This is a genomic window from Ruminococcus flavefaciens 007c (assembly GCF_000571935.1).
In the GTDB taxonomy this organism is placed as follows: domain Bacteria; phylum Bacillota; class Clostridia; order Oscillospirales; family Ruminococcaceae; genus Ruminococcus; species Ruminococcus flavefaciens_F.
On the sequence record NZ_ATAX01000019.1, the window covers coordinates 21,574 to 36,321 of the forward strand.

The window sequence follows — 14,748 nt, forward strand, 5'->3', positions numbered from 1 at the left end:
CATCCAATAAAACCACTCACACAGCAACAGGCAATTTCTCATGCTGTTTCATATGTTCAACTTTCTCGGTATCACATACTTCATTATAGCCTGTCTGCGTACCGGCCTTGATTTCAGCTCTTGCTTTAACAACAGAGCCGCAGTTAACATGGCAGCCTTCGTGAACAACACTGTTGTGGTTTAAGATCACTCCGGCGGATAGTATGCATCCTGTTTCAACACTCACTGCGGTATGAACAACAACCATAGGCTCTATGAAACAGCCCATACCAATTTTAGCTGATGGACTAACATATGCTTTCTCATGTATAAGCGTCGGCACTTCATAGCCGATTTCGCATAATCCTTTTATCAGATTCAGGCGGAGCTCAGTATTTCCAATCGCAACAACCGCCGAATCGTATTCATGAATCAACTTATTAATATCACAGATCTTTCCAACGGCAGACGGATGTACATCATCAACAAAATCGATTTTCTCAAAGCACTTCATCGATTCTGCGATTTCCTTGGCGACCATACCATATTGTCCAGCACCTATGATAAGTAAGTTCTTCATAAACACGCCCCCTAAAAAGATTATAAAAGTGTCAAGATGGATCAATACTACGACTTTTAGAGACCGGGTAATACTCTGGTCTCGGAAATACAATGTATAATAGCCAACCGTGTGCCCTTTACACACTGTGTTCATCAGCAAGCTCATATCAACTGCTAACATATTTAGCAGCTTATATCAACCCGCCAACTTTTATACATCAATACTTCTTATGTACATACTACAACTAATTTACATACCAATGACCTTCTTCAGCTCAAAAGGTAAATTCTCCGCCGATACGTCGGAAGTGTTCATGCGAGGTAATGCAATGATATTACCCTGAAAATGTAACGAAACTATGGTGGTTTTTAATGTACATTTTCCCCGATTTTACGCTGTTTTCGCCATCTTTTCACCTTTTATAAATAAGAGGTTAGGAGTATTCACGCTCATGCTGCGGAACTTTAGCAGTTCAAAGTAACCCTTATTCTGAGCAACACGCTTCTGGCGGAAGAATACAGGCCCCTGGTCGTCCTTTTTGATAGCTATAGCCGTAGCCACATACACGGGAGCCAGGACTACAAGTCCACAGAACGAAAGACCAATATCAAAGCCTCGCTTGACGTATTTCTCATAGAACGTCGGAATATGTGTACTGTTCGCAATAGCTTCAAGATGTCCCTGCTTTCCATCAGCGTTCACAGGATCATTGGTATCCTCCTTGAATACCACCTTACGCCCCTGCATTGGGTTCTGCTCTTCCGGCTGATCAGCATAAACTGACTTTGGATACTGCTTCTTTGCAATATGTCGCATAACCAGATATGTAGCACCTAAAGCTAAACCTGTAACTTTTACAGCTGTTTTTATATTTCTCTTAGTCTTATCTTCCATAATCTCTTACCTCACCTTATATAATCTTCACACCCTAAATTTTGCAACAACCTTAATGTTCTACACAAAATTTGACTCACACGGCAACTGGCAACGGCTGCTTAACTTCCTTGACTTCGGTATCACATATCTCGTTATACCCTGTTCGTGTTTTAGCATCTATTTCTGCCCTTGCCTTTACAACGGATCCACAGTTTATATGACATCCTTTATGAATCGTACTATTGTGATTCAATATCACTCCTGCGGAAATAATGCATCCGGTTTCAACTACTACTTCCGTATGCACGACAGCAAAAGGCTCAATAAATGCCCCCATACCGATCTTAGCAGACGGCGAAACATATGCACGTTCGTGAATCAAACACGGTATATTGTACCCCACATTACGAAGTTCTTCGATGAGCTTTAATCGGAAATCCGAATTGCCTATAGCTACAACCGCAGAATCGTAAACATTGCTTAATTTTTCAAAGTCCCCCAACTTCCCTACTGCAATCGGATTGTTATCATCGAGAAAATCGATATGATCATATTTCCTCATTGACTCGGCAATTTCCTTAGCCACCATTCCGTACTGTCCAGCGCCTAAAATAAGCAAGTTTTGCATACATATACCTCCCTTTTTAAGAAATGAGAAAAATTATATTATGATGATCATTCTTCGGAAAGACTGATCATTTGAAACGAATTAATACTGAAACGACATCTTGTATATCAGTAATACGTATATGTAAAATGAGAAACCATGTTCGTTGCGGTCATGTTCCCCTTAGACCGCCAATTTGGAGATTAACAAACTCATATCAATAGCTATCAATATAGCCTTAAAAAAACAAAAGCAGGCACAAAGCACCTGCATATTTCCCTATTCCGGCTTCAGAATAGTATTCGCCCGTATAAGCGCAGAAATCCCATCTTCTGAAACCTTTAATTTTATTTCCAGACGTAGTCATTTCCTTATGACTTGCTTTCAAAATAAGCAAATTTCTCATACGAACACCCCTAAAAAGCATTAATTAGTTCTAATAAACTGATTATCGATGCGAAACTTGTGCTTTTCGCTGATTGCCCCCACAACCAAAGTCAAGCACTCCAAATAAAATGGAAAGCTATGTGTTTTATGGTCTCCATATGAACTACGAATGCTGATTTCATTATTTTTCTGTGTTGCAAAAACAATGCATTTATTGCGCATTGTTCTGATCCGGAAATCAGCAGCTTAATTCTCAAGATAATGCTTTTTAATATGCTAAATTATATCATATAATAATACTTTATGTCAATATATGGAAATCAATATTGTTTGCTATTTACAAATGGATGCTTATTTTTCTCCTCGTTTTATATATTATTTTATCGATCTTTTTCGCTCTGTATTACGTCATTTAATTATTACATTATGTAAATCATAAATTATTTTTAATAATTAAATTTTAGACAAGAGTTACATTTCCAAATATTAGAAAAGGTATAAAAAATAGATTTATTGTACAAAATTAACAAAGGTGTTTTATAGTACCCCGAACTAAACACAGGTCATAATAAAATTTATATTTCTAACCGTCCTTGTATACGTCTAAAATTCGAACTTTTCAAAAATTGCGGTGACAGTGCATATCGCAAAATGGTACTATCATTACCTTTATTCACTTTGAAGTATTAAGCTTTTTGGGACATCAGCCGAAAGAAACTATTCCATGCATAAAAAACAGCCAATTCATGTGAACTGGCTGTTTTTATCATCGCTGGTCTATATTTATAGTCGCTTACCTTTTACGTTTAATCAAGAAAGGCGAGATCAGATTCATTAACTGCTTCGATTGTACAGGTCTGTTCGTTTTCGACACATACACGTTTAACACAGTCATTAAGTGCAGCTTGTTTGAACTCATCCTTTGACATAGGTAGTGGTTTTGCATCATCTTCTAAAGCTATATCGGTAATTGTGAATGTATAATGCGCGGAACCATAATTTTTTTCTTTAATGTCACTCTTCATCCATATACCTGTTTCATAATCGATCATAATTGTAAATTCACACGTGCATATATCAAAGTTTTCTTCTTCATCAGAAATACTTTCATATGGGATCTTAATATCTGTTGTTCCGTTTATAACTGCACATTTTCTTCCAAGATACTCTTCAAAACCTGTAATATCCCAGTTATCAAGATTTTCAAGGAGATTCTTTCCATCAACTTTAAAATCACAGATTTTAAAGTTCAGTTCTTCATTTTGGAAGGTATAGAATTCTTTTTTGTTGCCTAATTCATTGGTATCAGGCTCGCTAATCCCAGCCGCATCATTATGATGGAAATATTCGATATAATTACTATTGTACACTACACTGCCATCGCCACGATAATATCCGCCATTTACTTTTCGTATTGCTGTATCCTGAGTATTATCGACGTAAATTCCAGTGTTTTCTTCATCATGATAACCGGTTTCATAATAAGATCGATATTCATAAGAATATGATATTTTATCAAAATTCTTTGTCATGCAGTTTTCACATATTGAGAATATCAGCTCCTTGGTTACGTCAGACTGATCAATACTCTGTTCAGCATTGGTTTCATCGATTACACTATTCGCCGTAGTTTCATTGTCATTTATGGTAGTTGTTTCTTCGGTTATTTCAGTAGATGTTTCTTCAGATACTTCAGTTGACGGCGTTATACGGCTGTTGTTTTTCAGCATAATAAAACCACCGCCGACAGCTCCGCCTACAAGAGCAATACTCATGACAGCAGCAGGAACTCTTTTCCACAGCTGACGACGTGTGTATTTTTCAACACCACGGACTTCATCGGTGAATACATTGTCATTGCTGCTCATACGGTCTTTTACTTTTTCATACATTTTATTCTTGTGATCCGGTTCTGCCTGAGGATATTCCGAAGACAGTCTTTCTAAAGTATTTTCATCTGGATTTCTGAGCATATTTATTATTCTCCTTTTACTTTTCATACTTTTTCACTCCTTATCAACAAAAGTCTGCAAGATCATTTTTTAGTTTTTTCATTGCGCGGCTTATTCTGGCACGTACCGCAGTTGACGAAAGCCCCACTATTTTTCCAATCTCTGACGACTTTCTGTCGTAGAAGTATTTTTGTATTATGATTATGGAGTCAGGTTCGCCGAGTGCCTTTATTGCGTTTATAATTGCTTCGGAAACTAACGTATTTTCAGCAGCCTGTTCTACATCCGTACCGGAAACTACCTCACCGAAATCATCGCTGTCAATAGAGATATTATTATATGCTTTTCCATTAGCTTTTCTAAACATATTTATTGAATTTCTTTTCGCCACAGTTCCGATGTATGCTTTCAGTGAGCCTCCTTTGTCAGGATCATAGTTCAGCATAATATTAGCAAATGTGTCGATGACACATTCTTCTATATCGCTCATAGGTACAGTTCCGCGAAGAATACGCAACGCAATCGCATATACGTAGTTGTAGTATTGGTCAAATAAAGCACGCTGGCCATCATTTGGCGAATACTTCAGCTTTTCATTTATTTCGCTTTCACTCATGCGTTGACTCCTTTCATCATTTTTGAGTCTGTTCAGTATAACTGCATTGAATATACTGACATTCTCTAAACAGATCTGCTTTCACTTATACACACACCACAAGTACTGAAACTGTTACACATTTTTTTCAAAAAAACTTTTTGAAATCTCTTTTACCGTACTTCACTATACATTTGCTGTATTATTATATCACAGACGATCCTGATTTTCAAATCAGAAATATCCTCCACATTAATGAATATGCTCATATTTATGGAAAGGTACACTGCGCTAGTATCATTGTCCCTTATTTATATCACAATGTGGAAAAAAGCTACCCCCAATCACTAAAAATGAATTGTTCTGAAATGACTAATACAGGCGATTACTTTAAAATACATAAATCACAAAAGTGTTTTAGGTCTCTTCTATCAATAATACTTGTCAGGGACATTACCCTGATAAGAAATCACCCTGCACAAATGCAAAGTGCAGGGTGATCATTGATGATAATAATATTTAATGGTTGGCAGTTACTGCTTGGTTGATCAATTTTTCTTTTTAAGATATACGTCTATGAATGGAACAAAATAGAAATTCACGAAATTGAATTTCGTATCATTATCATAACCCTGAGTGCAGAAGCCGCGGTCATCAAGAACAATCACCGTATCCTTACTAACACTGTAATTGGCTACATCTCCTACATTAAGTTCAGGAAATTTAAGTTCGTTATCCCGCATAGAATAATCAACTGGATAGTTGAAATTACCTGTTACTCGATATGCACCGGCATAATTTGCTTTTACTATCTTTTCACCAGCAGCATTTCCTTCTAACAACATTTCAACGCCCCTTCTATACTCTCGAGCATCAAGATTTGCTTCGTATCGATTTACACAAACTAACCCCTCAGATGTTGATGTAACAGTTCCACCCTCAACATTCCCCCAATTATTATAAGGTTTTACATCATATTTTTGATGTGATGTAAAATCTATGATTGAATTTGGACTTGTATAATTAAAAGTTCCCATATTATCAGGATCATTATATTCCGTAAGAAGGATACCCTCTTTATTATATACCGCTTCATAATGTCCATTAGTTGATATAAACTTTACGTTATATTCGCCTCTTGGTGAGAAATCGGTATTATTCATATGATACATTGACGTGAAAGGCGACAACAGTTCCCATTCGCCTTTTTCAGCTATAAGGTCATCTAAAGTTGCTGGTGCTCGATTCAGCTTATTTCTGAAATAATGCATCTCCTGTGTAATTTCTCCATATTCTTTAACGCAAAAAACAAATGTTTCGACAAAAGCTTCCCATCGATCATCTGGAATAGTATTCATATCAAATTTGTTTTCATACTTTTCAAAATCTTCCATCATATTATCAGCTAATTGTTTGCAATATTTCTTAAATGGGACTTTTACATCATCAAAAGGATTTACCTGATTTTTGGTTCTTTCAATTAAATCCTCAAAATACTTTTCTGATGCAAAATAGTCAAAATCATCGTTGTGATCGTCATCACTGTTATTATTGTTTTTACTTTCTCCGTCTGTATCATTTGTATTAGTATCCGGAAAATTTATTCCGCCTGTAACATCATCTTTTCCTTTAGTCCAAGTATAAGTGGCTTCATAAACTCCAAAAAGCTCAAAGCTTTTAGCTACACCGGCTGCATCTTGCTCTCTTAAATAATCGTATTTTTCATAGTCATAATAATCTATGATATAATACTTGCATGTCATAGTGATCTTGTTTGTACTTTTATCATATGTATAATGTACAACATTACCTGCGTCTGCAGCATTGAATGTTCCGAACGCAGCAAGATTTAATGCAATGCTTACTCCATTTACCAAAATATCTACACGATTATCAAAAGTACAGTGGCAGAATTCGCCGCCAGGCAGTGGATGTTCTCTGCTATTGGCTATGTATGCTTCATCGTAGCCTGAATTAATTTTATCCTCGACAGCTTTTTTGGCTTCTGCAATATTAGTTATATAATTTTTTCCATACTGATTATAAAGGCCTTGACTGTCTATAAAATATTTATATGCAGGAACGAGTTTTCGAGAAGACCATTGCTCAATGCCTTGTGAATCTCCACCTATTCCTGTATAATAACTATAAAACACATCATGAGCATGGTAATCAAAAAGAGTTGAAGCGCATATTGCAGAATAGATTATAGTATCTTGCATAATATAATCTTTTTTTCTTTGCGCCTTATCCGAAAAAGCATCAAATATATCTTTGTATGAACCATGTACTCCGGCACTGCCATAAACATTTTTATCAGTATGAAAAAATCCTAATTGTATTTCTTTTGTATATTTATCGTTATAGAACTTAGTGGAATATGGAATGTACTCCATTCTTTCGTTATTTGTTTCCCCGTTGGGATTCTCTTTTCCATCTACAAATATGTACTTTGATCCGGATGCTTTGTTTTGCGGATTTCCGTTATTATCAGGTGAGCCATAATATGATAAATACGTATCGTTCATTACATCATGTGCAGCTAATAAAGCCCCGGCTGCATCATTGACCTTTATGTATCTTCCTCCACACAATGAGAGGGTTTTTGCCATATCTGAATCATAGTTTTTTCCGAAATCAATAACATATACGCTGTTATGTGCCTGATCAATAAGCTTTACATAATTATCTACATAGGAATAATGCTCGGCATTTGTGCCGTCTGTCATGATTACTGTGGTATTCAGCACAGAGCTGTTCTTATCATCTTCGGCGTTCAGGCCCAATGTTATAAGATAAGTGTAAGGATCATATCTTTCAGTTCCGTACTCTCCCGATATCATTTTACGACAGTGCTCATTCAGTACACCATCGCTGAAGTTCCTTTTATATCCGCCGCTTCCGCCTTTTCTATGATGAAATATCAGATAATCTTTATTGTCCCATAACTCAAGTATCCTGTCACAAAAAGCAACTGCATTATTATACTTTGTTGAATCGGCACTTTTAGGGAAATAATCCGTGTATATATCGAAATGCCTATTTATACCGGTCAACATATGCTGAGAAATATAAGATTCTATTTGTTGAACACTAAACCTTTTCTTATCTACCACCGCATATGTTGAGAAATGTGTGGTGTCATATGTAACTGTATTGTTTTTCGTATCAACTACGGTGTTATCCAGTAAAACCAGCTGATCGTTTTCAGTGTCATGCCAGATAATTCCAAGATCATTTTCGTCGGTGTCGCCAAGAGCAGCTTCATCATATCTGAATGTTACCTTTGCATTTTCAAAGTCTGAACCAAAATAAATATCTACAGGAACACCTATGAGTCCCGGTGCAGAAGATGCTAACGAATCAATGTCATAAACATTAAGAAGGAACGTATTGCTGTTTATATCTCCGTTTGTTTCTGTATCAATATTTACAGAGAGCAGACCTTCTATCTCAGGTTCTTCCAGGCTTAAGGTTATTTCCTGCTGAATGATCTCCTCTGAATCAGGCACACCATTACTGTCTGTATCAGCTTTATTAGGATCAAATCCCATGTTTATATCTGCAAGATCATTCAGACCGTCTTCGTCGGTATCATATCTGAGAGGATCAGTATTATATTTTAAGACTTCATCACCATCACTGATACCGTCATTGTCAGAATCAGACATATATGTATATGTACCGAGTTTAACTTCTTTTAAATTGCAGAGTCCGTCCTCGTCAGGATCTTCGGTATCATCGGTAATGCCATTTTCATCAGTATCGACCGATAAAGGATCTGAACCAACCAAAATAAGCTCCTCATAATCGGTCAGTCCATCACCGTCTGTATCTGCTTTCTCAGGATCAGTTCCTAATTTTTCTTCAAAATAATTATTCAGCCCATCACTGTCAGTATCTCTGAGATCAGCGTCTGTTCTGGATAGGTTGTCCATATTAGCATTAATAATGATGATGCTGTTTGAGATCTTTTTGCCCTTATTATCAGTTGCTGTTACAGTAACTGTGTTACTTCCTATATCAAGACCGAAATCAAAAATGCTCCAGGTATCATCTATCTTGATATTTCCGGAAGAAACGTTTTTTTCATCTGCATTCTTTATCGTATACTCAAGCTTTGATATCCTGTCCTTGCCTGTTAAAGAGCCTTTAAGCTCAGTTACTGATTCAGATACGGCGTACATATCCAGATCGTTCTTTCCAAAGCCTGTCATATCAAAACTGATACTGATATCTTCTGCTTCGGATTTACTGTTGTCATCGGTATTATCGGAAGGAGAACCGTTTCCTTTTTCGGAACTGGTTGATATATAAGTATAGTATGAAAGAATGTTTGAAGCGTCAACAGCATCTACCTTTCCATCATGATTAAAATCTGCTGCAAGCTTCTGCAATTCCGTGAAACCACCGTCATGATTAGTGGAAATACGAGCATAATACGCAAGAACAACGGATGCATCAACTGCATCTATCATACCATCATTATTTACGTCACCAAGAGTATAATCAACAGGTGTTATTGATAATGTAGTAGAAGTTGATAAAACAGATGTTGAAGCACTTGTTGTTGAGGTATTTTTTGATACAGGTGCAGTAGTAGTGCTTTTACTTGAAGTTGTAGTGACAGTTGTTGTAGAAGCTTTCTGAGTTGTAGTAGTTTCCGCAGCGTTTGCTATAACCGAAGTATCAAAAGAACACTTCTGAATACAGTTAAATGAACCGTCCACTATTGTAAGTGCTAAAGCAGCGGCTATTATTTTTTTAATTTTCATAGATTCCTCCTATTAATCAGCCAATATGTTTTATTATATATCTCTCATTCCTTTTTGTCAAATCATTGATTGCTATAAAAAACTATCATTATCTTTGATAACAAATAGTGCTTTAGGTCTCTTCGAATCCCCTATGCTCCACCAAGAAAAATGGCTATAAATATACGTTTCTTTATTTTGAGGGAACGCATATTTATTTAACCAAATGCTAAAGTGTCATAAATATGTCATAGTTGAAATTAAAAGCTATGAAAAGAAGTGAAAAAAGAAGCTTTCCAATAATCAAAGATCTCAAGTATAACCATAAAAAAACGTTAGTTATATGGTTAAGAATGATATGTTGAAAACTTTCAGACGAGAAACCTTATATATTGGTAGAAATCTAAGTTGATTTTATCTGTAATCTTTAAACTTTATAGATAACATATAAAATTAGCTCGTTCTGACTTAGAATGATGATTTTATAATAAAATAGGGAGGTGAAAATTATGTATAGACTTATTCACAGAAGCAATGTAAATGCTGCAACAGATGCAAAGAATGATAATAACACAGTATCTATAGAAAAGCTTGAGGAACTTCTCTCTCAGGTTAAGCAGCTTAGGAACCACGATATAAGCATTAATACGAGAAAAAATGGAGTTGTTGAACTTACCATTGATGGAATCGTATATGAGACGATCTAAGTAATAATAGACTATATTGTAGTATTTTTATAACTTTCTGGAAAAGCTGGGGGATTATTTTTCACTACTAAAAACAATATTTTACGCGCGCAAAATATTTAGATATTGTTTTAAGAGATATAATCCCCAGATTCCAGAAAAAGTAAAAATAATAGCTAAATAGCCAGCCTACATAAGAACGCTATATTTCATACAGGAGCGAATACTAATGTAAGATATATATGTTATATAGTCGTATATCCTGCTGCTTTACGAAGTTTATTGAACTTCTTGAGCTGGGACTTCGTAAATCCTATTTGTGATAAGATTTCTAGTATTTCATATGCATCCCCAGCATGAATCAGAGTATGAATATCCTTATGGATGATAACCAGATTATCAAATCTGTCAGTACCACCTTAACTTAATGGGATTATATGATGACAGTAACGCTCCTCAAAACTGAAGGGGATGTCTAATGCTCGTGAAGAATATAAAAAAGCATTGATAGGTGAGGCATCCCCATATGGTAATGCTCGCAATTATAAAAGAAAATCTCTCATGAAAATAGGTATATTACTGCACATTTTTGCAGATACTACCGCACATCAGATGTTTTCGGGGTTTAAATCTGACGTAAACAATGTTAAGCTTATTAAAGTCATTAATAACCATACCGGTATGGATGAAACTTCCAAATATAGAGGTAATATAGTCAAATCTTTGGAGAAACTAAAGTCGTACTTTGTTGGCATACATCCTGTAGGACATATGATGATTGCACATATACCTGATTACACACATCTGACATTTACAATGGAGTATACCGATGCTAAAGACCGGGTAGATCAGTACGTATGTAATAATACTGATAAATTCATCGATCGAAGTAAACAGATTCTGAATTACTTGCTTTCGTGTCGCGAACTTGATATGATATCTGACAGTGGTTGGAATAGTTGCTCAGCTAAACTCCAAGACTGCTTCCTGACTGATATATCAAAATGTTCGGATACAAAAGAGATGGTTAGAATATTAATTCCCAAATGGTCCTCTACTGGTGAAAGGTATTATTACAGCAGTGAAGAAATAAAGAAAGGATTCGTTCTTCAATCTATTGTTTTTGAGAATACTGAAGATGATATTTCTGCAGCTCTTGAAGAAGTGCCCGAAGAACTTAGACCTTTATCTTCTACACATGCAAGCGATGACTTTTATTTATTCAACGTATGTGCCGAAGAGGTATTGATAGACCTTTATGGTGCAAAACCCCGTTCATAATATTTTTTAGTAATATAATTTAAACGTCCTGTAATAATCATTTGATTACTTCAGGGCGTTTTTTCATAATAGGTCATCAATATAGATATACACTCCCCTCGCCTCAAAATCAAGGCTTACAAATGATCTAGAATAAGAATTTGCGAACTTATTATTTTGACAAGTTTCCATCAATCGCTTGTTTTTATACCATTCCTGTCCCATATTGACAGAAAACATATACCATGATATAATTTTTGTTGATTATTTATATAGTCACAAAAATCTATTTTGAAAGTGAAGGTGCAAAGGATGAAGATATTTAAGAAACTTGCAGCTGTCGCAATGTCAGCAGCAATAACTGCGGGAAGCACATTTGTGGTCGGTATTTCTGCTTATGCCGGAAACAATGATTATTCGGTTCAGGAATTCAAAAACAACTGGAGCTCTATCATCAATGCAGAAAAACAGAAATATCCGCAGACTGTAAATGGAAAACAGTGCTACTGGAACGGAGGTAATCTGGAGTCATATACTACTACCGCATGCAATCATCAGAAAAATAACATGGATAATTGTAACTTCATGGATCAGGAGTATGTTTATGACAGTTCTAGTTATGACAAAACAGCGACATTAGCATCTGGTTCAGGTGACTATACTATAGTGCAAAAATACAATTGCTGTATGGCATTCGCAAGGAAGCTTCAATATGATGTTTTCGGTACTAAGAATATGGTACGTTATAATCTTACGAATGGAATATACTCTCTTCCTGACGGAACTAAAATGCTATATTATCCGCAGCCGGGAGATTTAGTACGCTTTGATAAAAATGAATCAGATCCAGAGCGTTTTCCCGGACATTCTATATTCTTGAGTGATGTGTCATCAAATTATCAGAAAATAAATATAGCGCAAAGCAATGCTCACGATACTTGCGCTATTGAATGGGATTCTACAACATACGGCCCCAGAAACGAAAAAATTGATCTTACATACATCCGCTGTTATGCAACATATTTTGAACGTCCTATGATGGAAGGCGATATTAATCTTGATGGTATTGCAAACTACAAAGATGCAAATATTTTTAAGAATACCATTATGAAAAATGGATCAACATACTGTGATTGTCCATTAGCTATGTATGATGTTTCACATGATGGTAAGGTTGATACAAACGATTATTATGATTTGTTATATGGAATGAATTATAGTCCTCATTATTATAATCAAGGCAGAAGCGTAGTATCAGATTGGGTTTCATGTTCTTATAAGGATTCTTTCTGTGACAATGGCTTATTCTATAAGAAGACAAGTTCAAATACAGCAACATTTGTTGGAACTATGAACAGAACACAGACTATTATAGAAGTTCCGCCTACGGTAAAAGACAGCGCAACAGGTAATTCATATACAGTAACAGAAATCGGAGTTGACAGCGAAAAAGCACCAATGACAGATTATATAAATAAAATACAAACACTATCGATCCCTGCTACTGTCACAAAGATAGGAAAAAAAGCATTATATTCCTGTGAAATTATGAATATCAATATCCCTACAGGATCAAAACTTCAGAAAATTGATGAATATGCCTTTGCGTACAGCAAATTAAAACAGGTTTCTTTCAGCGATGCAACATCATTAACTTCTATAGGGAACTATGCATTTATGAACTGTCCGTCCTTGCGCGATTTTATTGCGCCATACAGCCTAAGTACCATAGGAGAAGAAGCCTTTGCCAACTGTAATCATATGCTCAGTTTCAGAACAGATGGCGATGGCAGTGGTAACTGCAATCTGAAAAGAATAGAGAATAATACCTTCAAAGGATGCACAAGTCTTGAGGTAGTAGAGATCAAGAATAATCTGAAATATTCTATCCTCCTTGGAACAGATGAGGGTATTTTTGACGTAGCCTGCCATTCAAAGCTTTACTTACCGAATACCACATCTGTTCAGGGAATTTTGTACCTGAATGATTCTGACAAGAAGCTTTTCAAGGATGGTAAAATGACTTTATTTGCAGGAAAATACAGGATTAAGAATCTGAACGGCATATCGCTTGTGAATAAAACTTCCACATCATTTGATAAGGTTATATTCCCATAAGTCAGTAATTTCAATAGTTAAAGAGAAAAGGCAGCCTGTATTTACAGGCTGTCTTGTTTTATATCTGCTGTTCAGTTAAGCCCTAGTGGTACGACTTATGAACTGGCTTAGCCTCTATTATGCATATATCGTTTGATGCTTACGTTAGTTTAAAAAAATCTTTATTACAGCTATCAATATGTTAAACTATTGACTTATGATATAAAATATGTTATAATATTATGGGGTTCAGGACTTATAAACGAAATAAGCGTTTTTTTCAACAGAGGAAAATGCTTTGTTTTTTGTACCTACCTGATAAAAAATTATCGAGGAGAATTATCATGAACATCAAAAAAACTATCGCAGGAATAAGTGCTCTTTCTTGGCTGATAAGCTCAGGCGCATTTACAGCCATGAACGCTTTTGCAGCAGATGCCGCTGAGTACAGAACAGGACAGATCACAGCACATCTCTATTCAGAGGACAATTTAAGGGACATCGAATGCCGTTATTACAACGATATGCCAAATGTCCCATACATAAAGCTCTCAGATTATTACAGCTGTTGAACAAGTCAGGAGCTTCAGATAACAAACAAGAATAATGGAACATATGAGGTCACAGTCCCCATTGGTGCAACAGGTATAATAGACGTAAATAAGGATACAGTATCTTCAGATGACATTGGAGGATTTTGTTATCCTCAGTATGTAATCGAAAGCAATACTTCAAATCTCTATACATACGTCAAGAGTATTTCGGAACCAAATGAAAAGGAAAGTTATACTACAGATTTCTCAGATTATAAGATAGACCTTCGCGGAGATGATAACGATATCTGGTGGCCTGTAGCAACATTATGTGATTTTTATGATTTTAATTTAAATCAGGGCGCTTTAATTGATGATAACCTGTATTTCTTCAACAGTATTCTCGATATTAAATATTCGAGAACTGCTATTGGTAATTCTGCAGCGCATAAAGAAGCGT

At 35.8% G+C, this 14,748-nt stretch carries 10 protein-coding genes; 4 read left to right on the plus strand and 6 right to left on the minus strand.

Translation table 11 applies throughout. The features are described 5' to 3' along the window. Positions 1-16: 16 nt before the first annotated feature. The 6 genes from RF007C_RS06065 to RF007C_RS06090 all read right to left on the minus strand — a co-directional run bounded on the left by RF007C_RS06065 (position 17) and on the right by RF007C_RS06090 (position 9,733). Positions 17-559 carry a PglB gene (locus tag RF007C_RS06065; RefSeq protein WP_152537149.1) on the minus strand — a complete coding sequence of 181 codons (543 nt, stop codon included), beginning with the start codon at positions 557-559 and terminating at the stop codon, positions 17-19. Between the two features lie 372 nt (positions 560-931). Beyond that, complete coding sequence (locus RF007C_RS16400; RefSeq protein ID WP_051456556.1) at positions 932-1,435, minus strand: sugar transferase; 504 nt, start codon at positions 1,433-1,435, stop codon at positions 932-934. A gap of 76 nt (positions 1,436-1,511) precedes the next feature. After that, positions 1,512-2,045, minus strand: coding sequence for a PglB (locus RF007C_RS06075; protein ID WP_242836274.1), 534 nt, complete (start codon positions 2,043-2,045; stop codon positions 1,512-1,514). A 1,172-nt stretch (positions 2,046-3,217) separates the two neighbouring features. Continuing rightward, positions 3,218-4,411 (minus strand): hypothetical protein, encoded by a 1,194-nt coding sequence (locus RF007C_RS06080; RefSeq protein WP_037298252.1) that lies wholly within the window; start codon positions 4,409-4,411, stop codon positions 3,218-3,220. Positions 4,412-4,427: 16 nt separating this feature from the next. Then, the gene (locus RF007C_RS06085; RefSeq protein ID WP_037298254.1) at positions 4,428-4,979 is read right to left on the minus strand and encodes an RNA polymerase sigma factor; all 552 of its coding nucleotides are present in this window, start codon (positions 4,977-4,979) and stop codon (positions 4,428-4,430) included. Between the two features lie 527 nt (positions 4,980-5,506). Further along, on the minus strand, positions 5,507-9,733 hold the full coding sequence (locus RF007C_RS06090) for a dockerin type I domain-containing protein (protein WP_037298255.1): 4,227 nt from the start codon (positions 9,731-9,733) through the stop codon (positions 5,507-5,509). A 488-nt stretch (positions 9,734-10,221) separates the two neighbouring features. Here RF007C_RS06090 and RF007C_RS06095 point away from each other — a divergent pair, with 488 nt between their 5' ends. From RF007C_RS06095 to RF007C_RS06110, 4 genes are all read left to right on the plus strand, one after another. Next, positions 10,222-10,419, plus strand: a complete 198-nt coding sequence (locus tag RF007C_RS06095) for a hypothetical protein (RefSeq protein ID WP_019679554.1) — start codon at positions 10,222-10,224, stop codon at positions 10,417-10,419. A gap of 450 nt (positions 10,420-10,869) precedes the next feature. Further along, entirely contained in the window at positions 10,870-11,679 is an 810-nt protein-coding gene (locus RF007C_RS06100) for a DUF6765 family protein (RefSeq protein ID WP_037298258.1), read from the plus strand. A gap of 291 nt (positions 11,680-11,970) precedes the next feature. Then, entirely contained in the window at positions 11,971-13,776 is a 1,806-nt protein-coding gene (locus tag RF007C_RS06105) for a leucine-rich repeat protein (protein WP_037298260.1), read from the plus strand. Positions 13,777-14,099: 323 nt separating this feature from the next. Next, positions 14,100-14,327, plus strand: coding sequence for a hypothetical protein (locus RF007C_RS06110; protein ID WP_037298262.1), 228 nt, complete (start codon positions 14,100-14,102; stop codon positions 14,325-14,327). Positions 14,328-14,748 lie beyond the last annotated feature (421 nt).

Bases quoted from the DNA above. Each gene is read 5' to 3' on its own strand.
- RF007C_RS06065 (WP_152537149.1), bottom strand. From the start codon at position 559: ATGAAGAACTTACTTATCATAGGTGCTGGACAATATGGTATGGTCGCC.
- RF007C_RS16400 (WP_051456556.1), bottom strand. From the start codon at position 1,435: ATGGAAGATAAGACTAAGAGAAATATAAAAACAGCTGTAAAAGTTACA.
- RF007C_RS06075 (WP_242836274.1), bottom strand. From the start codon at position 2,045: ATGCAAAACTTGCTTATTTTAGGCGCTGGACAGTACGGAATGGTGGCT.
- RF007C_RS06080 (WP_037298252.1), bottom strand. From the start codon at position 4,411: ATGAAAAGTAAAAGGAGAATAATAAATATGCTCAGAAATCCAGATGAA.
- RF007C_RS06085 (WP_037298254.1), bottom strand. From the start codon at position 4,979: ATGAGTGAAAGCGAAATAAATGAAAAGCTGAAGTATTCGCCAAATGAT.
- RF007C_RS06090 (WP_037298255.1), bottom strand. From the start codon at position 9,733: ATGAAAATTAAAAAAATAATAGCCGCTGCTTTAGCACTTACAATAGTG.
- RF007C_RS06095 (WP_019679554.1), top strand. From the start codon at position 10,222: ATGTATAGACTTATTCACAGAAGCAATGTAAATGCTGCAACAGATGCA.
- RF007C_RS06100 (WP_037298258.1), top strand. From the start codon at position 10,870: ATGTCTAATGCTCGTGAAGAATATAAAAAAGCATTGATAGGTGAGGCA.
- RF007C_RS06105 (WP_037298260.1), top strand. From the start codon at position 11,971: ATGAAGATATTTAAGAAACTTGCAGCTGTCGCAATGTCAGCAGCAATA.
- RF007C_RS06110 (WP_037298262.1), top strand. From the start codon at position 14,100: ATGAACATCAAAAAAACTATCGCAGGAATAAGTGCTCTTTCTTGGCTG.